Origin of the sequence: Altererythrobacter sp. BO-6 (genome assembly GCF_011047315.1) — a bacterium.
Lineage (GTDB): Bacteria > Pseudomonadota > Alphaproteobacteria > Sphingomonadales > Sphingomonadaceae > Erythrobacter.
In genome coordinates, this window is the sequence record NZ_CP049259.1 from 832,649 (window position 1) to 856,893 (window position 24,245).

A 24,245-nucleotide genomic window follows, 5' to 3' on the forward strand; every position below is an offset into this window, starting at 1 on the left:
GCTAGATAGCGCCTCTCCGTTGATCGGAACGGGCGATTAGCTCAGTTGGTAGAGCATCTCGTTTACACCGAGAGGGTCGGCAGTTCGAGCCTGTCATCGCCCACCACGCAGTCTTTTCTCTTTAAAACCAATATGTTAGTGGGTATTTGAGAAATCAAATTCTCGCCGTATTTCCGAACGATACGCGTGAATTCAATAACTTACGAATCTGCATAGAGACGCTTTTGGTCGTCAGACCAAGCACAGCAACTGGCGCTGATTCTCTGACCGGAAATTTTGCGGTCGGAGGATGCATTGCAGGAATGATGCGGATTTGATGCTGGCTTGCTGAGCGGTACCGTGCCGGCGGTGCTCGGCCCAATTAGGGTCGCAAAGCCCTCCAAACTCATGGAATAAATTAGTGCCAGTCGCCTCCGCACGACTGGCAACGAGGCGCCCGCCAGCCTTCGGGCGAGTCCACATTCGATGCGAGCCATTGTTCGATATCTGCCGAGGCATCGGCGCAGACCTTGAAGTATCCATTTGACGTCCAGGGCTTCTCCCCATTTCGGTCGCCTCGGATGAAGGGACAGGCAGCACTGTGCAATTTTGCATGGTGCAGCTGAAACGACCTTTTGTTGCTTACGCTCGGATTGGGCATGTTGAGCACGAACCCATCGGTGTGCGCGTCACGCCAGGTGATAAACCCTTCATCATCGTTCAAAAAGACGAGCGGAGTAGCTGCCCCTTGTTCCGATGGAGAGGTGCTGAACGGGTTGGAGTCCTGTTCGATACCGGCGACCGGTAGGAGAGTTTTCGGATTGCCAAGACAAGCCCACCCCTCCCGGGCATCTACGAGCTCACGGTCCGACCCGGGTTTGTAATAGCGGCGATCGAACCAGTAGGCGCGGTCAGACTCTGGTTTCCCCGAACGTGTTCCAGGGTCGCGTGTCATCCGCGAGCGAATGTCGTCCAGCGACACGACATAGCAGATCGGATCCTCTGAAAGGGCGCGGATGACGAAGACCCACCAAGGCGTGACAAGCGCTTCCGGTTTCAGGCCAAGTTGAGTGTCGTTTGGTTCTGCGCCGTTTGCCTTGACCTGGATAGGATGCACGATCGTCTCACACTGAGAGACTGCATAGAGGTCAGCCCCGCGGGCGTTTCTGACCGTCAACATCACGTTCCAGCCCAGACGGGAAAGCTCGCGCGCCACATGATAGACGCCGATGTTCCCTATGATCTGCCGGTCGTTCGCCATCCACGTCACTCCGATGAGGCGCGCACCCTACGACACGTACGGTTCAGTTCAACCCACCGCATTTCTTGTATTTCTTGCCTGAGCCGCACTTAAAAGGGTCGCTTCGTCCGACATTGTCGTGATTAGCGGGGGCTCTGATGGTGTCTTGATGTGCATAAGATGGTGCATCAAGCGAGAGGGTTTGCGGTTCGAACGCGTTACTGCCCACCACGCAGTCACTATTCCTACTGGATCACAATTACAGTAGGATAGTACACTGCCAGTTTGCCGGCATATTTCCTATATTTACCTACAATCTCGAAAGCTCGTTGGCCGAGCTAGAGACGGATTTGGTCTTCGAACCAAGGTCGCTCTTGTGGGTAGTTTCTCCGTAGGCCGAAATCGAGGTCGGAGGATGCATTGCGGATTTGATGCGGAAATGATGCTGTTTCGATGCACAATTGATGCTGATTTGCCGAACGTCGCCTTTGCGCCCCAAAACCGGTCTTTCGAAGGCCATCACAGACATCCAAGAAGCAGGCATGGCCCGGTCTCGTCGGTAGCCTCAGCTACGAAGTGATGGCGGAGATCGGAGATTCAACTCGCCATGTTGCGCATGTGGTCGCGCGAATGTGCAGGAATGGGCAAGTCTCCTGAACGGATTTTGCATAAGGTCGTCTTAGCAAGATCAGCACTGCCTTTGTCGGTTCGGGTGAAAGCGAGAGGTCATGAAACCATTGCCGGAACAGCGCCCTGAAGGCGATACTCGCGCGCCCCCAGAGACGCGTGGTTTCGTTTTCAACCAGACCATGCTGCGGATCAAGGATCCAGGGCGATCTATTCCATTCTACCAGCATGTCCTCGGCATGACTCTGGTGAAGGCTATACCCTTTCCGGAGATGGCCTTCACGTTGTACTTTCTTGGCTACGTTTCGCCCCAAGAAGACCTGCCATCCGATGCCGACGGACGCCTCAAGTATGCTTTCGGCATGCCTGCCATGTTGGAGCTGACCCATAACCACGGCACAGAGAACGATCACGACGAACCCTACCACAATGGCAACTCCGACCCGCGCGGTTTCGGACATATCGGATTGGCCGTCCCCGATGTCGATGCCGCTTGCAAAAGGTTCGAAGAGCTGGGCGTCGAGTTCGTGAAGAAGCCCGACGACGGCAACATGAAGGGCCTGGGCTTCATCAAGGATCCGGATGGCTACTGGATCGAAATTCTCAATCCCGCGAACAGCGCGCTGATCTGCGGGACAGATGAAAGCAAGAAAGAAAAGCAACGGATAGGATAGTGCAATGAAGAAGCGTTTCTCGCCTGTCGAAGGTCGGGCCGTGCAACTGGATGAGATTGGCTGGGTTCCGTTCCCCGACGCCCTGAGCGCCGGCGGTATCCGCTGGAAGCTGCTCAACGTGGCACCCGAGCTTGGATCGTGGGCAGCGATATTCGATTGCCCAGCCGGATCATCGTTCAACAGCCACCATCACATAGGTCCAGGGGAATATTTTCTGACCAAGGGCCGCATGGAAGTTCGCGGTGGATCAGACGATGGAGGCGAGACAGTGACCGCGCCCGCTTACGGGTACGAGGCGACCAGTGCCTTTCACGGAAAGACCTACTTTCCTGTCGACAGCGAATTCTACATGACATTCCTTGGCCCGCTTCAGTTCGTAGACGCGCCGGGAGGCACCACCCATGCGTTGGTGACGTGGGACGTGGTGCAGGCGGCTTGGGATGGAGCCCAATCTGGTTGAAGACCTGATCCGCGACCTCCGCGCTGCGGTTGGCCGGAAATATCTTCTCACCGACCAGGAGCGGACCGACCGTTACAGCAAGGGCTACAGGGTTGGTGGTGGTCCCGTGCTCGCGGTTGTGCGTCCAGGAACTTTATTGGAGCTGTGGCGTGCGGCCGAAACCTGCACCAGCCACGGCGTCATCATGATCGTGCAGGCGGCAAACACCGGGCTGACAGGGGGCTCTACGCCATATGGCGACTATGACCGGCCTGTAGTGCTGATTTCCACCACGCGTATCACCGCGGTCCTGCTGCTGATGGAGGGGCAGGAGGCGATCTGCCTTGCGGGCAGCACACTGACGGGTCTCGAGCGGGCCATCAGGCCAATGGGTCGCATGCCTCATTCGGTTATTGGATCATCATGCATCGGCGCGTCTGTGGTCGGTGGCATATGCAACAATTCGGGTGGTGCCCTCGTGCGCCGCGGTCCGGCCTTCACCCGGTACAGCCTGTTTGCGCGGATCGCTGCCGACGGTGGGCTTCGGCTGCACAACGAGCTTGGTCGCGATCTCGGAAAAACGCCGGAAGAAATTCTCGGCGCCCTTGATCGTGGCGACACCGGAATTGAGGAAGAGTTCACTGCCTTCAACTCGATGGGGCGGAGTATTCAGCCCCTCGACTATGCCGATCACCTGAGGCAGGCAGCGCCGACACCCGCGCGATTTAACGCGGACGCGGGGCGATTGCACGCTGCATCGGGCTGTGCGGGCAAGCTCGTCGTCTTCGCTGTACGTGTCCCGACATTCCCCGCGCCCAAGCGCGAACGCAGCTTCATCGTTGGCGCCAATTCGGTGGGGCATTTTTCCCGGTTGCGCAGGGCCATGCTCGACCACCTTGACCCGCTCCCTACGGTCTGCGAATACATGCATCGCAGTGCCAGCCAACTGGCCGCCAGCCACGGTCGCGACATCTGCCAGACGCTTGCCCTGTTCGGTCCGGCCGCGATGCCGCGCATGCTGAACTTGCAAAAGCGGGTCGATGGTATTGGTCGGCGGGTTGGGCTGGGCAATCACCTGGCCGGACGGGTTTCGCAAAAGCTGTCCCACCTCGGTGGGCATCCGCTGCCTGTATTGGTGCAAAAGTTCATGCAGGCATATGAACATGTGCTCCTCGTCACGGCGGAAGATGGTGGCATCGCACCACTTGAGGAGCTGCTGCGAACCTCCTTTGCGTCAACTGGCGCGAACTTTCTGCCGATGTCGAAGGCTGAGGCCGATGCCGCTTTCCGTCTGCGGTTCGCCAGCGCGGGCGCGACCGTGCGGATGCGCGACCTTTCCGATGGGTGCTGCGAACTGGCGGCTCTGGATATCGCCCTGCCGCGCGACACCGTCGACTGGCTGGTGGAACTTCCCGACGAGCTGGAGAGACAGGTGCAGGATCGGGCGATCTATGGCCATTTCATGTGCCACGTCTTCCATCTCGACTACGTGCTGAAACCGGGCTTTCGCGCCTCCGCATTCGAGAAGGGCGTAAAGGCACTGGTGGAAGCCCGGGGCGGGCAGATGCCGGCCGAACACAATTTCGGCCATCTTTACGAGGCACCGGAGCACGTCGTTCGGTTCTATCGTGAGCTTGATCCGACGAACTCGCTCAATCCGGGGATCGGTCGCACGTCGCGCAGCCTGAACTGGGCTGGATGACAGATGTCCACCGGGGTGATTTTGAGAATGCCGAAAACTGGAATAAGCTTGGAAATTGGCACCGGGCCAGCATCCCGATGACCAAATGCACAGAGGACCACTCGTCTGGTTCCGGCAGGGGAGAATGGAAATGCACGGCTCGATCGATCATGTCCGCTGGTCCACCACAGAATTTCCCTCGCGCGAACGATATGATGCGTGGGTGGCGGCACTCAACGAGACCTACGGCCACTGGAACGCAGAATTTCCGATAGGCGCTGATTTCAACGCCCGCGTGAAAGCCAGCAAGCTGCCCGGCCTTTCGCTGGTGGAATGCCACTGCGATCCATGCGGTGCCAGCCGCTCGCGCGCAGACACCTCTACCATCGAAAGCGAGCAGTTGACCATTCAACTGGTGCTGGCTGGCAAGGAATACATGAAACTGGGCAGCCACGAGACGACGATCTCGCGCGGCGACGTGTTCGTATGGGACAACACCCAGCCGATGCAGTTTTCGGTGCTGGAGCCGCTGCACAAGTTGTCGCTGGTCGTTCCACTCGATCGCTTGAAGAACTGGGTGCCCAACGGCTGGCGTGACCTGCCCAGGCACCTGAAGAGCGGAGAGCCTAATGCCTGGCTGCTCGGCAGTTACGTGCGGTCGCTCTCGCAGATCGACTTCGACAAAAGCCCGATGCGCTCCAACGCCCTGATCGAAGCGGCCATCGCCATTCTCGTTGCGCCCCTTGCTCCGCGCGAAAGCGAGAGCAGCCACCGTCTGGCACAGCTGGAAACGGTGAAGGCAAAGATCGAGCCGATGTTGCGCGATCCCGGCCTCGACCTGGAAACGATTGCTGCGCGCAACTGCATTTCTCTGCGCTATCTCCACTGGCTGTTCGAGGGCGGGGGCACGACGCCCTGGCGCTATGTCGTGCAAAAACGCCTGGAAGGCTGCAAGCGCGACCTCGAGAACCCCGAACACGCTCATCGCAGCGTCACGGATATCGCCTTTTCGTGGGGATTTTCCAATTCCGCGCACTTCGCACGCAAGATCAAAACGGCCTACGGCCTGTCACCAACGGAGTTGCGCAGGATGGCCCTTGGTGTGAACTAGCAGCGGTTCCATTACACAAATCGAACAGTGACCTTGCACTCCGCGCAGAGAGGCAGCGGATGCAATATGCGAGATATGATCCCGAAACAGACATGATTTTGGGAGAGTTTCATGTTGGATTTGTCGACCTATCGCCGTGAATCGCTGCGAAGAGGGGTGTCGCTCTTCGGGCTGCTGGCGGTGCTGGCTGCACCAGGCGTCGCCATCGCACAGGAGGACGCGGCACAACAGGCATCGGCGGAACTGACGCCCGGGGTCATCATCGTCACAGCGCGCAAGCGCGCCGAAACCACGTTGGAGGTGCCTGAAAGCGTCACAGCGTTCGGGCAGGAGACGCTGGATAGGGCGAACATTGAGGATATCGACGACGTCGGCCTCGCTGTTCCCAACCTCCAGCTCAGCACGCGCGCAGATGGCTTCCCCAACGTGACCGTTCGTGGGCTCGGCGGCTTTGGCAACACACAGGGCGTCGGCTTCTATCTCGACGATGTTCAGTTGTTCGGCGATGCCTCGTCGCGCTTTGGCGATCTTGAGCGAATCGAAGTGCTCAAGGGTCCACAGGGCATTCTCTATGGCGGTTCCAACATCGGCGGCGCGGTAAAGTTCGTCAGCGCCCGGCCGGAGCCAGGCAAATTCGAGGGACGCATCGAAGCGAGGGCCGGCACGGACAATTACTTCGACGGCGAATTGGAGTTGAACATCCCGTTGGGCGAGGACTGGGCCTTCAAGGTTTTCGCTTTCGGTGAGACCGACGACAGCTTCCTGGTCAACCCCAGAACTCCGCGCGAGAACGGACGTGTCGCCGATGCCGACGCTGATATCGGCCATCGCGAGCAGTACGGCATTCGCGGCGCGCTTTACGGCGAACTGGCGGGCGGAACCGAAATCTACCTCACCGCGCGATACAACGAGTTCGACGGACCCAACAATGTGTGGGTGAGGGAGACCGATACCGATTTCGGCTATTCGCGGCTGATCGACCTCAGCTACAATCCACGTAACGAGCGGGAGACTTTAGGCCTGACGGGGCATATCGATATCCCAATCGGCGACCTCACCTTGCAGTCGATCACATCCTACACCGACACGTCCTCGCGCCGTGAAACGGACCTCGACATTCAGAACGAGTTCGTCCTCGACCTGGTGCGGCCCGAAGAGTTCGATGCCTTCACCCAGGAAATCCGCCTGTCGTCGAGCGATGCCGGGCCGTTCGTGTGGCAGCTGGGCGCATACTATCTCGACCTGAAGCGCGATCTCGATTCGACTCTGCTGATCCGCGAGGCGTTCTGCTATCTCGACCCGGGCACATGCGATCCTCTTAGCCAGGATGACGACGTGCTGCTGGCGGAAGTTCCCTTCGAAATCAGCCGCCGCGAGCGCGAGCAGCTGGCGGCCTTCGTCAATGCCTCCTACCACGATCGGCCAGATCGAGCTGAGTGGTGGCCTGCGCGTCGACAAGACCCGAACCAGCCGTGCAAACCTGGACACTGCCCTTGATGGCGAGAACGACGAAACGGTCGTGCTGGGGCGGGCTTCGATTGCCTGGCAAAGCCCGGACGAGACGACGCTGCTCTACGCGACATTCTCGCAAGGCTTCGAGCCGGCAGACTTCTCTTTGTCGAACTTGACCGGTGCCGACACCCTGCTGGGATATGGCAAGGAAACCGCCGACCAGATTGAGGTCGGCTACAAGGGTCGCCTGCTCGACAACTCACTGTTCCTGACCGTGGCGGCTTTCCACATCGACTATAACGACCGTCAGTTCGAACTTCAGGCTGCGGACCCCGAAACCGGCGGCTTCGTCGAAGGGGTGGTAAACGTCGGGAACTCGACGCAGATGGGTGTCGAGTTCGATCTCACCTGGCAGCTGACGGACAATCTCACGCTTTCTGGCGGTGCTGGCTATATCGACGCCGAGTGGGATGACGGTACGATCTCCCCGGTCACGGGCCTCGACCTGTCCGGCGTGCAGCCGCCGAATGTTGCCCGTTGGAGCGGCAGTGTCGCGCTGGAGTACGAAGGCGATATCGGCGCGAACGAGTTCTTCGTTCGCGCTCAGGGCCGATACAAGGGCAAGAGCTCTACCAATTCCCAGTTCTTCGATGCACCCGGTGACGAGTATCCGGTTTTCGAAAACCCGTCCTATCTCGTTGTCGATCTGGCGGCGGGTGTGGACTTCGGTCGCCTCAGCCTGGGTGCCAGGGTAGAGAATCTGTTCGACGAACGATATTTCAACGACTTACAGGAGTTCCCCAATTTCGCCGGCGGCCTGAACCCTGGCGAACCGGGTCAGATCATCATCGGCACGCTGGGGCAGGCCCGACGGATCATCGCTTCGGTCGGCTTCGATTTCTAGCGATCAGGCTGACAGGGATATTGGCCATACGGCTTGCTCCGCACACTTTTCAGCGCTCTGAAGCGAGCGTGTTTCAATGAAAGTCTCTTATCGCAGCTGAAGACTGCTTTTCATGCGCAGGAGCCTGAAAACGTACGGTCCGGAATCGGCCCAAAGTTTGACTTCCGGATGGGCCGTGGAGGAAAATCAGGGGGTCACGTAAAGAGCTTTCTGGGTGCTTGCCGATATTGTAGCATCGATCTCTTCTGGGGGAGATTGATCATGCGGTTCTTCCTGAGTTTAACAATTCTAGCACTAGCTCTTCCGGTGTTCGCTCAGAATATCGAGCCTTTGACACCGCGAATCTACGAGGCCTTAGATGAGCTACCATTCGAATCTGAAGAAGACCCGCGTCAGATAGTCGCGCCCGGCCTATTCTCTCATCATCCACCATTGAGGGAGGCGATGAGCGAAGACGGTCGGTGGTTCGTTTCACATACCGATGACGGCGCGCTGCGCTTAAGATCAGCAGGTAACGAACCTGCGATACTCGCTAGAGCCGCGCAGCCGTTTCGCTGGCATTCCGAAGGTGCCCGACTGAGTTCGTCCGGGCGCTGGATTGCAGCAAAAATGCTCGACGATTCCCATGTTTACGCAACCGAGATTAGTGCCCGCTCAGGGGGTGTGCGAACAGTTCGCTACAGCTATGCCGGCCAGCCGATTCCTCGAAAGCGTCTGGTTATACTGCCTCGCTCTGGAGGCGCCCATCGAGAAGTCCCTTTATCGCTCGATTACCTTTACATCGCAGGATTCGATGCCGATGAGAACGGTCTTCGCTATGTTGAAGCAAGCCGTACAGGGCGACAATTGGCAATCCGCCATTTCGATCTCGAAACTGGCGAGGTTGAGACTCTTGTTGAAGAACGTTCGGAAGACTGGGCGATAGTGGGCTATGAAATCGGCGATTTCTACTCGTCCAGATTTGAAGAGAGCCGCCGTTTGATCTTAGTGGACGATGAACGTTTTCTATGGGTCAGTGACCGTAGCGGTAAACGTGGGCTCTACCTTTACACAGGCGATCGTTTGACGATTCTCCCTATACCAGATGAACAAATTTTGCTCGGTGTAGTTGGGCTGGAAAGGGAAGCCGATATAGTACTCATAAAGACAGTCGAGAGCAGCGAACCCTGGGCGAAACAAAGCATATATTCTCTCAATTTCACGTCTCTTGAGAGCAGACTTCTAATTCAATCTGAAAATATACCTGTCTCTGAATTTAACTCGGGCGGACTTACTGTGGTGACAACTGATTTACCAGCTACGATGAATTTTCATAATTTGACTATAGACGGAGTGAAGTTGAAGCCAGATCAGTCAATTAATTTCGATTTTCTTGCCGAAGAACCTGTATTGATTGAGAAGCTGTCTTTGCCTGGCGCAGATGGCACTCCGCTTCAAGCACTGCTTATCTCACCCCGTGAAGGCGAGAGATTGCCGCTCATCGATTATATCTACGGCGGGCCTCAGACCCGCATGGCAGAGGCTGATCCTCTCATGCCAACCTATGCCGAAGCAATAGTTTTTGCCCGCTATGGGATTGCGACACTTTTTCTTGATGCAAGAGGTACTCCTGGGCGCGACGCAAAGTTCGCCCATGCACAGGATGGCAGGTTTGGCGAACATGTCATAGCAGACCATGCGAACGCAATCCGCACCTTGCTGGCGCAAAGCGATCGGTTTGATCGAGAGCGCATAGGCATAATGGGACACAGTTGGGGCGGCTATTTTACCCTGCGCGGAATGATCGAAGCCTCCGACATATTCAAAGCCGGAATCATGATGGCTCCAAGTACGAACCTTTCGGAGATGCGCGTCCCCGTCGAGGCATATCAGGGCTGTCTGCCCCAAAGCTGTCCCGACGCATATGCTCAAGGCGACCTAACTGATCGGCTGGCTAATCTCCGTGGCCCATTGCTTGTTATCCATGGTCAGGCGGATGACGACGTGCTACCCGAGGTAACGGATAGGCTCGAAGTCGCATTGAAAGCGGTAGGAGCAAATCACGAAATTGTACGGCTTCCAAATGCTCATCACATTGTTCAAAGAGAACAAGGCCACCTAGACCGGGTCATTGGATTTTGGACTGCCCAATTCAGCTTAAATCAGTACGATGTTATCCCGCCTCGATAGCTCGAATTGACTGGCTCAAGACAGTCCAGAATTGGGGAGGCAGGTCACTCTCGCCCAACTACCGTAGATATCCTCACCTCCGATGCGGGTTGAACGTCCGCAATTGGGTCGTTCACCGCCCAGCCGCAACGACCTATTTTGGGTGGAAAGCGGCTGCGTCATAGGAAGCCCGTCATCCCGGCCCCCGAGCCGGGATCCAGCTTTTTTTAGGCCTGCAGAAAGAGAGCGGGACCCCGGATCAAGTCCGGGGTGACGAAGAAGGAACGTCCGCAATTGGGTCGTTAGCGGAATAGCGGCTTTACGGTGCTCACTCGACAGAAGCTGACTGTCTGCATTCGGCCCAGTTGCAGACCTTCAAGTGACACGGCCAAAGCCCAAATCTAATGCAACGGGTTGCACAAATTTCACTCCAAAGCGGAGAGTAAAATCGCGATTTCAGGGTAACCCACTGATATCTTTGTAGTGTTCAGTGTATCAGCGGAGAAGGACAAGACATCCATTCGATATTTTATCGTTTAATATCAATTACTTAAGGAGTTTTTGGCGGAGAGGGAGGGATTCGAACCCTCGATAGAGTTACCCCTATACCGCATTTCGAGTGCGGCGCATTCGACCACTCTGCCACCTCTCCGCATGTCGGGTGCGCTTGCGGGCAAAGGCGCCCTGGTCGAAGCGAGCGCGCCGGTTAGCCCAAGCCCCGCCCCTTGCCAAGTGCAAATTCGCGCTAAATCCGGGGACAGCGCAGCGGGCAAACCTTGTTTCGCATCTGCAACATCCCATATCTTCTCGACTATGGATCGCGCTGTGTTCTTTTCCAGCCAGGCGGGCCGCACAATCGAGGCCCCGCGCCACGTCAAGGCACGCTTTGGCATTGGCGATATCGTGCGCCACCGGATGTTCGATTTCCGTGGGGTCGTGTTCGATATCGACCCTGTCTTTGCGAACAGCGAAGAGTGGTACCAGTCGATCCCGGAAGATATCCGCCCACGGCGTGACCAGCCATTCTATCACTTGCTGGCAGAGAATGACGACAGTTCCTATGTCGCCTATGTCAGCCAGCAGAACCTTCTTGCAGACGCTACTGGCGGGCCGATCGATCACCCGCATATTGCGCAGCTGTTCGAACAGTTCGACGGCGGGCGCTACCGCATGCGGCGCGCGCTGACGCACTGACACCGCGTGAAGCCGGTCTCAGTCCTTGAGCTTCCACCCCGACCTGAGGACCAGGAACACAATCACGGCCATCGCCAGGTTGAGCAGGCCCAGTCCGATCGCGGCGCGAACAACCGCGCCAGTGCCCTCACCAATGTCGCTTTCGCCCAGGAAGCCATAGCGGAAGCCCGAGATAACGTAGAAAAACGGATTGGCGCGGCTGATCGCCTGGAATACGCCATGCAAATTGTCGATGACATAGAATGTGCCGGACAGCAGCGAGAGCGGCGCGACCACGAAATTGGTGATCGCGGCATTGTGATCGAATTTTTCCGACCAGATCGAGGTCGCCAGGCCCATCAGCGCCAGCATGGTCGAACCCATCAGGCCGAACCAGATCACCGCCCACCAATGCTCAACCGCCACGCTGACGCCTGGCCATAGCGCCATCGCCAGCGCCACCGTGCCGCCGACCATGACCGCCCGTGTCACGGCGGCAGCAACAATACCGGTCATCAGCTCGCCATAGGACAGCGGCGGCATCAGCAAGTCGATGATGGTGCCCTGGATCTTGCCGGACAGCAGCGAGAAGGAGGAATTGGCGAAGGCATTCTGCATCATGCCCATCACGATCAGGCCCGGCGCCACGAAACTGGCAAAAGGTGCGCCCAGCACTTCGCGCCCGCCCCGCCCCAGCGCCACGGTGAAGATGATCAGAAACAGCAGAGTTGTGACCGCAGGGCCCCAGATTGTCTGCGTGTGCACCTTGAGAAACCGGCGCACCTCCTTAATATAGAGACTCCACAAACCGATGCGGTTGATCCCGGTAATCACGGGTTCGCCGCGCGGGGCAAACCGGGTGCCCTCGCCCGCGAGTTTCTTTTCGAGGGCAGCGCCCGGATCCGGGTTGGCAGCAGGTGCTTGATCGGCCATGCAGGCGCGCCTAGTGCGATGCGGCGGTCGTGACAAGCGCGAAGGGCATTTGCCCGTTGCCAGCTCGCCTGCGGGGCAAGAACACAGGAACTGGAATTTCGATGAGTTGGACTGACGAGCGGATCGCAACGCTGAAGAAGATGTGGGAAGGTGGCGCCACTGCCAGCCAGATCGCCGACGAATTGGGCGGTGTGAGCCGCAACGCTGTAATCGGCAAGGCCCACCGTCTGGGCCTGAAATCGCGCCCTTCGCCGGTCAAGGCGAATGACAGTAAGGCAGCACCGGCGAAGAAGCCCGCAGCAAAGCCAGTGATGGCAAAGAAGCCCGTGGCCAAGCCAGCCGCTCCAAAACCTGCAGCTGCGCCGGAAGATCGCCCTGCCGTGGCCGTCAGCGCCAAGGCCGACGTACCCTCGCAGCCGATCCCCAATCCCACGCCGGATCTGCCCAAGATCGTCTCGGTTGGCCCCGGTGGCTTCCTGCGCCAGGGCCCTGGCGACCAGCAGGCACCGATCCCGCCTGCGCCGCCGCGCCGGTTGGTTCCGGCCAAGCCGAGCCCGGAAATCGCGGACAAGACCAGCCTGCTCGATCTGACCGAGAAGGTTTGCCGCTGGCCGATGGGCCACCCGGGCGAACCCGATTTCCACTTCTGTGGTGAGGCGGTGAACCCCGGCTATCCCTATTGCGTGGAGCATTGCGGGCGCGCCTATCAGGCACAGTTGCCGCGCGGCGCGCGCAGACCCCCTCCTCCGCTGCCGTTCGGGGGCCCGCGCGTACGCTAAGACTTTCCTGATCAAGCCCGGTTGCCCTTGCGTGTCACCGGGCTCACTCAGCCGGGAGCGATCCATGCGTCTTTTGCCAACCGTCCTGTCGCTCTTTGCGGCATCACTATCTGTGTCGGCCGCGGCGGAATTATCCGAACCGGTCAAGGCGATGATTGATGCCGCGATCGAGTCCGGCAATCCGGATACCGTCCGCACGGTCATAGGCCTGGCGCGCCAGACCAACCCTGACGATGCTGCCGAGATCGATGTGCTGCTCGCTGCTTATAACGAGGAGCAGGCGAAGATTGCGGCTGAAGCCGAGGCTGCCAAGATCGAGGCTGTGCGAACAGCAGGCCTGTTCGAGAATTGGGATGGCAAGGGCGAACTGGGTGCCTTCCGCGCCACCGGAAACAGCTCGAACACCGGGCTCACCGCCAGTTTGGGGCTGACCCGGCAAGGTATCGACTGGCGCCACAAGCTGCGCGGGCGGGCCGATTACCAGCGCTCGAATGGCAAGACCACGCGCGAACAATACTTCTTCGCCTACGAGCCCAATTACCAGATTTCCGACCGCGTGTTCCTCTATGGACTTGCGCAATACGAACGCGACCGGTTCCAGGGTTTCTCCGGGCGCTATGCCGTGTCAGGGGGCGTGGGCTACCAGATCATCAAGCAAGCCGACCTGCAGCTGTCCGCCAAGATCGGCCCGGCCTATCGCGTGACCGATTTCAACAACGGGCAAAGCGAAAGCCGCATCGCGGGCTTGCTGGGCGTGGATTTCGACTGGGACATTACCGACCGGCTAAAGCTGACGCATGACACCAATGCGGTGGCGGAAACCGGGGGATCGGCGACGGTTATCGTGGATTCGAGCAATACCAGCGTCAATCTGGTGACCGGCCTCAACGCGAAGGTCAGCGACAAGGTGACCGCGCGGTTCTCCTACGCGATCGAGTATGACAGCAACCCGCCAAAAGGCGCGGTCAAGACTGACACGCTCAGCCGGGCGACGCTGATTTACGATTTCTGAGCTCTTAGCTCTTGCGTGCAAACCAGATCGTGTGGCGCGGGCCCTTGTTGTTGGGGCGGGCGCGGACTTCACGCACCTCGACTTCGAAGCCTGCTGCCTTGAGCCGCTGTGTGAACTTGTGGTCGGGCGCGGCTGACCACACGGCCAGCACCCCGCCCGGCCTCAGCGCGTCGCGCGCCTTGCCGAGGCCCGTGCGTGAATAGAGCCGCTCGTTCCCTTCCCGCACAATGCCATCGGGGCCATTGTCGACATCCAGCAGGATCGCATCGAACTTGTCGCAAGTGCCGTCATTGGCATCGTCGATCAGCGCCGCGACATCGCACAGCACGATCTCGCCGCGCGGATCGCTCAGCGTCTCGCCAGTCAGATGCGCCAGCGGCTCGCGCGCCCATTCGAGGATTTCGGGGACCACCTCGGCCACCACTACACGTCCGCCGGGCGGCAGCTGCGCCAATGCTGCGCGATAGGTGAAGCCCATGCCATAGCCGCCGATCAGCAAGCGCGGCGCCGCTGCCGCGATCCGCTCCAGCGTCAGCACCGCCAGCTGTTCCTCGCTGAACTGCATACGGGTACCCATCAACTCGTCGCGTCCGAGCATGATGATGAAATCGCGCCCGTGGCTGATCAGCGTCAGCGTGTCGCCACCGGGAATGGAAGCGGTGGCAAGGGTTTGGCGGGGAAGCATAGGTTACACTCCAAACGAAAAGGGCCGCGAAATGCTCGCGGCCCTTTCCTGTTTCAAATCCCTCAGGATCAGTCCTTCAGGAAGTCCGGAACATGCGCCGGTCCCCCAGAGTCATTGGCACCGTCGTCACCGCGGTCACGCCGACCGCCACGGTCGCCGCCGCGGCCGCGGTCGCGGTCGCGGTTGCCGCGCGGGCCCCGCCGATCGCCGCGATCACCACGATCGCCGCGCGGTTCACGCGGTTCGCGGGGCGGGCGGGTATCTTCCAGCTCTTCGCCGGTTTCCTGGTCAACCACGCGCATCGACAGGCGGACCTTGCCGCGATTGTCGATCTCGAGCACCTTGACCTTCACTTCCATACCTTCCGACACGACGTCGGTCGGCTTTTCGACGCGCTCGTTCTTCATTTCGCTGACGTGGACGAGGCCGTCCTTGCCACCCATGAAGTTCACGAAGGCACCGAAGTCGACGATGTTGACGACCTTGCCGGAATAGATCTTGCCCACTTCGGGTTCTTCGACAATGCCGAGGATCCACTTCTTGGCGGCTTCGATTTGGTCGAGGTCGGAAGACGAGATCTTGATCACGCCTTCGTCGTCGATGTCCACCTTGGCGCCGGTTTCAGCCACGATCTCGCGGATCACCTTGCCGCCGGTGCCGATCACGTCACGGATCTTCGACTTGTCGATCTGGATCGTCTCGATGCGCGGTGCATGCTTGCTGACCTCGGTGCGAGCCGAACCCAGCGCCTTCTGCATTTCACCGAGAATGTGCGTGCGGCCGGCTTTTGCCTGCTCGAGCGCCTTCGCCATGATCTCTTGCGTGATGCCGGCGACCTTGATGTCCATCTGCATCGTGGTGATGCCAGCTTCGGTGCCAGCCACCTTGAAGTCCATGTCGCCGAGGTGATCTTCGTCACCCAGGATGTCCGACAGAACGGCGAAGTCCTTGCCTTCGAGGATCAGACCCATGGCGATACCGGAGACCGGGCGTTCGATCGGAACACCGGCATCCATCATCGACAGACAGCCACCGCATACGGTCGCCATCGAGCTCGAGCCGTTGGACTCGGTGATGTCGCTCAGGACACGGATCGTGTAGGGGAAGTCCTCATGGCTCGGCAGCACATTGTGCAGCGCGCGCCAGGCCAGCTTGCCATGCCCCGTGTCACGACGCGAGGGTGCGCCGAAGCGGCCCACTTCACCGACCGAATAGGGCGGGAAGTTGTAGTGCAGCATGAAGCGCTCGTAGCTCAGGCCTTCGAGGCCGTCGATCATCTGCTCGGCATCCTTGGTGCCAAGGGTGGTCGAGCACAGTGCCTGCGTCTCGCCACGGGTAAACAGCGACGAGCCGTGGGCGCGCGGCAGGACGCCGACGATTGCTTCGATCGGGCGAACCTGGTCGAGCTTGCGGCCGTCGATGCGGGTGCCGTCCATTAGGATCGCGCCGCGCACGATGTCTGCTTCGATCTTCTTGGTCAGCTTGATCGCGGTCATGCGCTGCTGGCCGTCGAATTCCTCCGAAGCATAGTGTGCCTTGACCTTCTCGCGCGCAGCGTTGAGCGCGTCCGAACGGGCCGACTTGTCGGTCAGCTTGTAGGCAGCGGCGATATCGTCGCCGATCATCGCTTTGATGGCCGACTTCATGTCGTCATTGCCATCTTGCGAGGCGACTTCCCACGGTTCCTTGGCAGCCTGTTCGGCAAGATCGATGATCGCCTTGACCACCGGACGGATCGCGTCGTGCGCGAAGGCCACTGCACCGAGCATTTCCTGCTCGTTGAGTTCCTTGGCTTCGGATTCGACCATCATCACTGCGTCATGGGTGGCAGCGACCACGAGGTCGAGGCGACCGCCGTCGGTCAGCGAAGCCGACTGCTTCGGGTTGAGGATATATTCGCCATCCTTGAACCCGACGCGGCAGGCGCCGATCGGACCCATGAACGGAACGCCCGAAATGGTCAGCGCAGCCGATGCGGCGATCATCGCCAGCACATCGGGCTCGCATTCGCCATCATAGCTAAAGACCTGCGCGATAACGTTGATTTCGTTGTAGAAACCTTCGGGGAACAGCGGACGCACGGGGCGGTCGATCAGGCGGCTGGTGAGCGTTTCCTTTTCGGTCGCGCCACGTTCGCGCTTGAAGAAGCCGCCCGGGATGCGGCCGGCAGAGGAGAATTTTTCCTGGTAGTGAACGGTCAGCGGGAAGAAGTCCTGCCCTTCCTTGACGCTCTTGGCGGCGGTCACTGCGCACAGCACCACGGTTTCGCCATAAGTGGCCAGAACAGCACCGTCGGCTTGACGGGCAATACGGCCGGTTTCCAGAGTGAGGGTCTTTCCGCCCCACTCCAGCGATACGGTTTTCGTGTCGAACATTGATTTTCCTTCTTGAACCCGCGGGGCCATATTGCCGCGCGGGGCCTACAATTTCCGGGTTTTCCGTCCCGGTCCGGTGTGGGGCCTGTGTGCCCCGGGGCCCCTTCACCGAATTGCGAAGGATAGCCTTGTCTTGTTGCGCACCGTTGGGGTGCGCCGATATGCGAAGCGGCCCAGTGCGGGCCGCTTCGTGAAATTCCTACTTACGCAGACCCAGCTTCTGGATCAGGGCGTTGTAGCGCTCGACGTCCTTCTTCTTGAGATAGGCGAGCAGGCTGCGACGCTTGTTGACCATCATCAGCAAACCACGACGCGAATGGTTGTCCTTGTGGTGGCCCTTGAAGTGTTCGGTCAGGTTGCGGATACGCTCGGTAAGGATCGCGACCTGTACTTCCGGGCTGCCCGTGTCGTTTGAATCGCGGGCATTGTCCTTGATGATCTTCTGCTTTGCTTCGGCGGTTACCGACATGTTGTTTCTCTCTTACTCAGCGACATCGGGAAGGTTGAAACCCCGGACGACCTTGGCCGTACCAGCGGTGAGTTCCATCAGCGCCACCGGAACATTGCCCAGCCTTGCCAGATAGAGCCCGTCGCTTTGGGGCAGCTCCGTAAGCACCCGGCCCTGGCGGACCGCCTGCGCGCTAACGGAATCGAGTTGCAAGGCCGGGATGTCGTCCAGCCCCGCCTCGAGCGGCAGGAGGAGGTCTTGAAGGCTCGCGCCCTTAGCGATTTCCTCGCACTTGTCCAGCGAAATCGCCTGTTTTTCGGTGAATGGGCCGGCCTTGATCCGCCTTAGATAGGTGACATGGCCGCAGGTTCCAAGGGCATGGGCGATATCCCGGGCAAGGCTGCGGATATAGGTGCCCTTTGAGACATGGGCGATGAGCGTCACGCTTTCGGCCAGCTCAAGCGGAGCCGAGGGGTCGTAGGGATCGGGCCGGCCGGTGGTTGTCTGGAATGCGGAGCGCAATTCCGGGTCAAAACGCTCGCTGGCAAATTGAAGCGAATGCACGGTCACCCGGCGCGTGTTGATCTCAACTTCCTCCCCTGCCCGCGCCCGGTCATAGGCGCGTTTCCCGTCCACCTTGATCGCTGAATAGGCGGGTGGAACCTGTTCGATCTCGCCGGTGAAGTACTCAAGGATCGCTGCCACCGCTGCCATCGGGGGCCTACGGTCCGAGCGCGCAATCACCTCGCCTTCGGTGTCGAGCGTGTCGGTTTCCTCGCCGAACTGGACGGTGAATTCATAGATCTTGCTAGCATCCAGCATCCGGCCGGCCAGCTTGGTCGCTTCGCCCAGCGCGATCGGCAGCACGCCTTCTGCCAGAGGGTCCAGTGTGCCGCCATGACCGACCTTGGTCTTGGCAAAGCCGCCCTGGCGCAGCACGCGCTTGACCATGCCGACCGCCTGGGTCGAGCCAAGCCCGCGCGGCTTGTCCAGGATCAGCCATCCATGGGGGGCGGGTTTAAGCTCGCTCATGCGCCGTCAGGCTGGGGATCGCTCCGCCCGAATGCAAGGATGGCTCGATTGCCGAACACCAACCGGTTGGTCAGTAACGCCACCGCCACCGAGCTGAACAACACGAACACCATCACATCGATGTAATGCACCCATGGGAGGCCGATGGTGGCATACCAACTGACCCCGCCGAAATTGGCCGGCACGTATAGATAGAATGTGTGGAAAGCATAGATCGAAAAGCCCCACACTAGTCCTGCCACCGCCGCGCGGGCGTCCATATTGCGGAACAAAAGCGCAGCGATGAAAGCCGAAAGGATCGGCATGGAAAGCAGCCCGTTCAGTTCCTGCAACAGGTTGATGATGCTCTCCGCCCCGGCATAGAGCGGCACCAGCGCGATTGACGCCAGCATCGCAAGTATGCCGACAATCCGGTTAAGCCGCTTCACATCGACATCGGGGTTGATGAAGCGCCGGTGGAAATCGACCGACCACAGCGTGATGGTGGCGTTCATTACCGCCGAATAGGTGGTCAGCACCGCCGCCGCGATCATCGCCGCGAACATGCCGCTGGTCCAGCTGGGCAGCACCTCGCCCACTACCATCGCATAGGCCCGGTCATCTACATCGCCGAACAGCTTGAAGGCGACGATGCCGGGGAGCACCACGATTGGCGGCACGATCAGCACGCGGATCACTGCCGCGGCGATCACGCCTTTCTGCGCCTCTTTCACATTGGGCGCGGCCAGCGCCTTTTGGGTGATGTTCTGGTTGGTCGACCAATAGAAGATCTGGATGAACAGCATGCCGGTGAACAGCGTGTGGAACGGGATCGGGCTGTCGAGCGCACCGATCATTGTCAGCCGTTCTTCCGGCACGCCGGTGTTAATGTCCCAGCCGACCGCCTGCATCGCCAGGAACACCACGACCAGCGCCAGCGCCAGGATGCCTACCCCGGCATAGGTATCGAGCACAGCCACCGCCCGCAGGCCGCCGAGGATGGCATAGGCCGCGCCGACGATTGCGAATACCGCAGCGACTGTGATCAGCGGAGCCTCCACACCAAACAGCGTCTGCATGAACAGCGCGCCCGAGTAGATCACGGCGGGGAGATAGATGAAGAAATTGCCCAGCAGGAACAGCGCCGAGATCACTGTGCGAATGCTCGCCCCGTCATAGCGCTGTTCAAGCAATTGCGTGATCGTTGTGCAGTTGTTGCGATAATAGATCGGCACGAAAACGAAGGCGAGCATCAGCAGGCCGACAAACCCTGCCAGCTCCCACCATGCGAGTAGCAGCATCTGGTTGCCGTTCATGCCCACCAGCTGATCGGTCGACAGGTTCGTCAGCGTTATCGCCCCGGCCACAAAGAACCAGCTCAGCCCCCCGCCGGCGAGGAAGATTTCCTTGTCCGCCGCAGCGTGGCTGGCGGCGCGCGCGGCAGCGACCTTGCGCCAGGTCATGGCGGCAAGCAGCACCATAAGTCCCACAAAAACCGCAAGCTGGACCGGATTTGCCATATTATGTCCCTCTCCCTTGTGCATGCGATAGCGAGCGCTGATCAAATCCGATAGAGGCTTGGGGAAACGCGCAGGGCAAGGATCGAATGGCCAACGAAATTTCCGATGAAGCGGTGATCCTGCGCGCCGGTGGAGCCATGATTATGCTCGCCGCCGCGGGCGGGGAGCGCGCACGCCTGCTCTACGCCGGACCGGACTTGCCAGAGGCAACGCCGCCACAGCTGCGCGCGCTCGGCCAGCGCAGCCACGCGCCGGGCGGGCCGGAAAGCCCGATTACGGCCTCCTTCCTCAATACGATTGGCACCGGCCACCCTTCACCGCCCGGTTTGCTGGCCCATGCCATGGGGCAGCACTGGGCGCTCGACCCACGGGTTGTCGAGGTCCACTTCGACGATGATGGCGCCTGCGCCATCGTGACTCGCGACGAAGCCAGCAGCATCGAATTGCATCACACGATCAGCCTTGATCCAGCATCCGGCGTTGCCACATTCTCAAGCTCGCTCGCCAATGGCAGCGACAATCCAATCGCGCTCGAATGGCTGAGTGCGCTGTGCCTGCCGCTTGATGCCCGCCTGACGCTGTTGACCAGCTTCACCGGCCGATGGGCGAGCGAATTCCAGGCCGAACGGAATGAGCTGTGGCGGGGCAGCTTCCTGCGCGAGAACCGCAAGGGCCGCACCAGCCATGACAGCTATCCCGGCTTCTATCTGGGCACCGGAACAACTAGCGAGGAACATGGCCTGGCCTGCGCGGTACATTTGGCGTGGAGCGGCAATCACCGCCTGCGCGTGGACCGGCTGCCGGATGGCGATCTCTCGCTTCAGGCGGGCGAACTGCTGTTGCCGGGCGAGATCGCTTTGGCGCCCGGGGAAACCTACACAACACCGCAGCTTCATGCCTGCTGGTCGAACGAAGGCTATGGCGATGTCACCCGCCGCCTGCTTGGCTTCGTCCGATCGCGCCTTCCCGCACACGGCAAACCCCGCCCGGTGCATTTCAACACCTGGGAAGCGGTCTATTTCGACCATTCGCCCGAAAAGCTGATGATGCTGGCCGATCAGGCCGCTGCCGTGGGTGCCGAACGCTTCGTGCTCGACGATGGCTGGTTTGGCGCGCGGCGCAGTGACCGCGCCGGCCTGGGCGACTGGTTCGTATCGGAGGAAATCTACCCCGATGGGCTCAAGCCGCTGGCCGGTCATGTCCGCGCGCTGGGCATGGAATTCGGCTTGTGGTTCGAGCCGGAAATGGTCAACGCTGACAGCGACCTTTACCGCGCCCATCCCGATTGGGTGTTAGGCGTTGAGGGAGTCGAGCCAATCGCGTCGCGGCACCAGTTGCCGCTCGACCTTACGCGCGAAGAGGTTGCCGATTACCTGTTCGAAAGGATCGACGCACTGGTCCGCGAACTTGGCATTGCCTACATCAAGTGGGACATGAACCGCGATTTGCAGCATCCCGGCGATGCGGAGGGGCGTCCGACGGTGCATCGGCAGACGCAGGCACTTTATGCGCTGATCGACCGGTTGCGAGCAGCGCATCCCGCGCTGGTAATCGAAAGCTGCTCCAGCGGCGGCGCGCGGGCCGACTATGCCATGCTGCAACGTACTGACCGCGTCTGGACCAGCGACAACAATGACGCGCGCCAGCGCCATGCGATCATGCGAGGGGCCGCGCATTTCCTGCCGCTCTCCGTCCTCGGCAACCATGTGGGGCCAAGGCGCTGCCACATCACTGGGCGGCGCTTCGACATGGCGTTCCGTGCGGGCACGGCGCTGTTCGGCCATATGGGCATGGAACTCGACCTGGCGCGGGAGAGCGAGGCTGACCGGGCCACGCTTGCCGCCGCTATCGCCCTGCACAAGCGACATCGCACGCTAATCCATGGCGGCGATTACCACCGCCTGGACACCGCACCGCACCTCTCCGCCATCGGAGTCGTGGATGTGGATCGCCGCGAGGCCTTGTACCAATGTGCCGTGCTTGACCAGCATCCAGCCACGCATCCGCCGCGCCTGTACTTTGCCGGGCTCGACCCTTCGCTTGACTACGAGCTGGCACTGGTTTGGCCCGAGGCAATGGCTCGAAACTTCGGTACTTACTCAGGATCGGCCTTGTCGAGGCATGGCCTGCAATTGCCCCTGACCTTGCCCGACACCTGCCTGATCTATCACCTCAAGGCCGAAGACTAGGCGCTAGCCGGCCACCGCGCTCGCCAGGCCTAGATATTTGTCCAGCGCCCATTCGACCGGCGGACCGATGGTGTTTTCCAGCAGCCCCCATTGAGGGGCAAACCATGTCGCCGCGACCAGCGCGAAGAACAGCAGCATGCCATAAGGCCGCAGCTTGCGGTACCCTTGCGCCAGTGTAGGTGGCAGCAGGCCCTCGACGATATGCGAGCCATCGAAGGGCGGGATCGGAAGCAAGTTGAACACGCCCAGGAAAACGTTGATCAGGATGAAGAAAAACAGGCCCGTCGAAAGGTAGTGGTTCACGCCGTCCGGCCCTGCCAGCATCGGCATACCGCCATCGCCAGCCAGCAATTGCGCCCCATCAGGAATGGTCAGCCCCAATGCGATTGCGCCAAGGGCCGCCAGCATGAAATTGGTCGCCGGCCCGGCAGCGGCCACCGCCATCATGCCGTAGCGGGGATTGTCGAGCCGGTCCTGCCGCACCGGCACGGGCTTGGCCCAACCGAACACCGGCGCACCCGCCATCGCCAGCATGCCGGGGACCAGCAAGGTTCCCACCGGATCGACATGGCGGATCGGGTTGAGCGTCAGGCGCCGCTGGTCGCGCGCGGTGGTATCGCCCAGCAGTAGCGCGGAATAGCCATGCGCGACTTCGTGGAAGACGATCGCGATCACGAGAGCCGGGATCAGCAGCAGAGCAAGGGTCAGGGCTTCTGTCACAGGCCAAGTCGCTCCCTGTCACGCTCAACAATCGAAAAAATCGCGCTGTCGCGTTCGTAACCGGTCCAGGTTATTATGTGATTGCGCAGGATACCCTCAAGTGTCGCGCCGATCTTCGCGCAGGCTGCCTGCGAGCGCTGGTTGCGCGTATCCACCGAAAAGTACATGCGCTTCAGCCCACAAGCAAAGCCATGTGCCAGCATCAGGCGCTTCATTGGCGTGTTGACCTTGCCGCCCCGAAAACGCGGCCTGAGGTAAGTGTTTCCGATCTCTGCCGTAAGCCAGTTGGGATCGGCATTGATCCAGCTGGTCATGCCTGCCAATTGGGGGCCAACCAACACGGCGAAGGGCAATCGCGCCGGATTGGCAAGAAGCCTTGAAAAGCTTTCGTCGAAATGCTCAGCGTCATAGCTCACGCCATACATTTGCCAGATCGCCCGATCTTCGCCGCAAGCCTCGCGCAAGGCCTCGCGATGCCCTTCACGTAACGGGACAAGCGACACCTCGCCATCGCCAAGCGGCACCAACAGGCCCAGCGGATCATCTTTCGTCATCGCAGTGCTGCCATGAAATGTTTGCGGCACAGCGCGACGTAACGGTCATTCCCGCCGATTTCGGTTTGCGCGCCTTGCTTCACCGCTTTGCCGGTTTCATCGACCCGCAGGTTCATCGTCGCCTTGCGCCCGCAATGGCAGATTCCCTTCAACTCCACGAGCGAGTCCGCAATGCCCAGCAATGCCGCCGAGCCGGGGAACAGCTTGCCCTGGAAATCGGTGCGCAGGCCATAGCAGACCACCGGCGTGCCGGCCTCGTCGGCCAGCCGCGCGCATTGCCACACCTGCTCTTCGGTCAGGAACTGCGCCTCGTCGATCAACACGCAATCGACCCGCCCTTCGGCATGCTCATGCAGCACGAACTCCAGTATATCCGTTTCAGGCGTAAAGCGGTGCGCATCACTGGCGAGGCCGATCCGGCTGCTGATCGCACCGAAACCGGGCCTGTCATCGATCGCGGCGGTCCACAGGCTGACCCGCATCCCGCGCTCGCCATAGTTGAAGGCGGCCTGCAGCAGGGTCGAGCTCTTCCCCGCGTTCATGCTGGCATAATAGAAATAGAGCTTGGCCATCGCCCGCTGATAAGCGAAG

Annotated in this window: 21 protein-coding genes and 2 tRNA genes; 12 read left to right on the forward strand and 11 right to left on the reverse strand. The window is 60.1% G+C overall.

Features of this window, described 5'->3' with window-relative positions; genetic code table 11:
- Positions 1–30: 30 nt before the first annotated feature.
- Positions 31–106 (forward strand) — tRNA-Val (locus G6N82_RS04090).
- Positions 107–397: 291 nt separating this feature from the next.
- On the opposite strand, the gene G6N82_RS04095 is transcribed toward G6N82_RS04090, so the two are convergent.
- A complete protein-coding gene (locus tag G6N82_RS04095) occupies positions 398–1,240 on the reverse strand; it encodes a hypothetical protein (RefSeq protein WP_165193979.1) in 843 nt (280 codons plus the stop codon).
- A 707-nt stretch (positions 1,241–1,947) separates the two neighbouring features.
- Here G6N82_RS04095 and gloA point away from each other — a divergent pair.
- From gloA to G6N82_RS04130, 7 genes are all read left to right on the forward strand, one after another.
- A complete protein-coding gene (gloA, locus tag G6N82_RS04100) occupies positions 1,948–2,520 on the forward strand; it encodes a lactoylglutathione lyase (protein ID WP_165193981.1) in 573 nt (190 codons plus the stop codon).
- A gap of 4 nt (positions 2,521–2,524) precedes the next feature.
- A complete protein-coding gene (locus G6N82_RS04105; RefSeq protein ID WP_165193984.1) occupies positions 2,525–2,980 on the forward strand; it encodes an acetylacetone-cleaving protein in 456 nt (151 codons plus the stop codon).
- Positions 2,961–4,661, forward strand: coding sequence for a D-lactate dehydrogenase (gene dld, locus G6N82_RS04110; protein WP_165193986.1), 1,701 nt, complete (start codon positions 2,961–2,963; stop codon positions 4,659–4,661). Before G6N82_RS04105 ends, dld begins: the two co-directional genes overlap by 20 nt.
- A gap of 130 nt (positions 4,662–4,791) precedes the next feature.
- Positions 4,792–5,751, forward strand: a complete 960-nt coding sequence (locus G6N82_RS04115) for a helix-turn-helix domain-containing protein (protein WP_165193988.1) — start codon at positions 4,792–4,794, stop codon at positions 5,749–5,751.
- A gap of 111 nt (positions 5,752–5,862) precedes the next feature.
- Positions 5,863–7,248 carry a TonB-dependent receptor plug domain-containing protein gene (locus G6N82_RS04120; RefSeq protein WP_165193991.1) on the forward strand — a complete coding sequence of 462 codons (1,386 nt, stop codon included), beginning with the start codon at positions 5,863–5,865 and terminating at the stop codon, positions 7,246–7,248.
- Entirely contained in the window at positions 7,154–8,107 is a 954-nt protein-coding gene (locus G6N82_RS04125; protein WP_165193994.1) for a TonB-dependent receptor, read from the forward strand. Before G6N82_RS04120 ends, G6N82_RS04125 begins: the two co-directional genes overlap by 95 nt.
- Positions 8,108–8,368: 261 nt before the next feature.
- Complete coding sequence (locus tag G6N82_RS04130; RefSeq protein WP_165193997.1) at positions 8,369–10,276, forward strand: prolyl oligopeptidase family serine peptidase; 1,908 nt, start codon at positions 8,369–8,371, stop codon at positions 10,274–10,276.
- A 541-nt stretch (positions 10,277–10,817) separates the two neighbouring features.
- Here the strand turns inward: G6N82_RS04130 and G6N82_RS04135 are convergent.
- Positions 10,818–10,907: transfer RNA gene (locus tag G6N82_RS04135), tRNA-Ser, on the reverse strand.
- Positions 10,908–11,068: 161 nt separating this feature from the next.
- Between G6N82_RS04135 and hspQ the strand changes: the two genes are divergently transcribed.
- Positions 11,069–11,449 carry a heat shock protein HspQ gene (gene hspQ / locus G6N82_RS04140; protein ID WP_165194000.1) on the forward strand — a complete coding sequence of 127 codons (381 nt, stop codon included), beginning with the start codon at positions 11,069–11,071 and terminating at the stop codon, positions 11,447–11,449.
- Positions 11,450–11,467: 18 nt separating this feature from the next.
- Here the strand turns inward: hspQ and G6N82_RS04145 are convergent, their stop codons facing one another.
- A complete protein-coding gene (locus tag G6N82_RS04145) occupies positions 11,468–12,361 on the reverse strand; it encodes an ABC transporter permease (RefSeq protein ID WP_165194003.1) in 894 nt (297 codons plus the stop codon).
- Positions 12,362–12,462: 101 nt separating this feature from the next.
- On the opposite strand from G6N82_RS04145, the gene G6N82_RS04150 reads away from it, so the two are divergent.
- Both G6N82_RS04150 and G6N82_RS04155 read left to right on the forward strand, forming a co-directional pair.
- The gene (locus G6N82_RS04150; RefSeq protein ID WP_165194006.1) at positions 12,463–13,140 is read left to right on the forward strand and encodes a GcrA family cell cycle regulator; all 678 of its coding nucleotides are present in this window, start codon (positions 12,463–12,465) and stop codon (positions 13,138–13,140) included.
- A gap of 64 nt (positions 13,141–13,204) precedes the next feature.
- The gene (locus G6N82_RS04155) at positions 13,205–14,152 is read left to right on the forward strand and encodes a DUF481 domain-containing protein (RefSeq protein ID WP_165194008.1); all 948 of its coding nucleotides are present in this window, start codon (positions 13,205–13,207) and stop codon (positions 14,150–14,152) included.
- A gap of 4 nt (positions 14,153–14,156) precedes the next feature.
- Here G6N82_RS04155 and G6N82_RS04160 read toward each other — a convergent pair whose 3' ends face one another.
- The 5 genes from G6N82_RS04160 to G6N82_RS04180 form a co-directional block, all read right to left on the reverse strand.
- Entirely contained in the window at positions 14,157–14,837 is a 681-nt protein-coding gene (locus G6N82_RS04160) for a spermidine synthase (RefSeq protein ID WP_165194010.1), read from the reverse strand.
- Between the two features lie 68 nt (positions 14,838–14,905).
- A complete protein-coding gene (gene pnp, locus G6N82_RS04165; RefSeq protein WP_165194012.1) occupies positions 14,906–17,212 on the reverse strand; it encodes a polyribonucleotide nucleotidyltransferase in 2,307 nt (768 codons plus the stop codon).
- Between the two features lie 199 nt (positions 17,213–17,411).
- Positions 17,412–17,681, reverse strand: a complete 270-nt coding sequence (gene rpsO, locus G6N82_RS04170) for a 30S ribosomal protein S15 (RefSeq protein ID WP_165194014.1) — start codon at positions 17,679–17,681, stop codon at positions 17,412–17,414.
- Positions 17,682–17,693: 12 nt separating this feature from the next.
- Positions 17,694–18,692, reverse strand: coding sequence for a tRNA pseudouridine(55) synthase TruB (gene truB, locus G6N82_RS04175; RefSeq protein ID WP_165194016.1), 999 nt, complete (start codon positions 18,690–18,692; stop codon positions 17,694–17,696).
- Positions 18,689–20,191 carry an SLC5 family protein gene (locus tag G6N82_RS04180; protein ID WP_165194018.1) on the reverse strand — a complete coding sequence of 501 codons (1,503 nt, stop codon included), beginning with the start codon at positions 20,189–20,191 and terminating at the stop codon, positions 18,689–18,691. Before G6N82_RS04180 ends, truB begins: the two co-directional genes overlap by 4 nt.
- Before the next feature lie 86 nt (positions 20,192–20,277).
- On the opposite strand from G6N82_RS04180, the gene G6N82_RS04185 reads away from it, so the two are divergent.
- Positions 20,278–22,380, forward strand: coding sequence for an alpha-galactosidase (locus G6N82_RS04185; RefSeq protein ID WP_165194020.1), 2,103 nt, complete (start codon positions 20,278–20,280; stop codon positions 22,378–22,380).
- A 3-nt stretch (positions 22,381–22,383) separates the two neighbouring features.
- Here G6N82_RS04185 and G6N82_RS04190 read toward each other — a convergent pair whose 3' ends face one another.
- Genes G6N82_RS04190 through G6N82_RS04200 form a run of 3 tightly spaced genes read right to left on the reverse strand, consistent with a single transcriptional unit; the run spans position 22,384 to position 24,226 of the window.
- Positions 22,384–23,100, reverse strand: coding sequence for a site-2 protease family protein (locus G6N82_RS04190; protein ID WP_165194022.1), 717 nt, complete (start codon positions 23,098–23,100; stop codon positions 22,384–22,386).
- Entirely contained in the window at positions 23,097–23,654 is a 558-nt protein-coding gene (locus G6N82_RS04195; RefSeq protein WP_165194024.1) for a GNAT family protein, read from the reverse strand. The genes G6N82_RS04190 and G6N82_RS04195 overlap by 4 nt, the downstream gene beginning before the upstream one ends.
- Complete coding sequence (locus G6N82_RS04200) at positions 23,651–24,226, reverse strand: thymidine kinase (protein ID WP_165194026.1); 576 nt, start codon at positions 24,224–24,226, stop codon at positions 23,651–23,653. Before G6N82_RS04200 ends, G6N82_RS04195 begins: the two co-directional genes overlap by 4 nt.
- Positions 24,227–24,245: the final 19 nt, after the last annotated feature.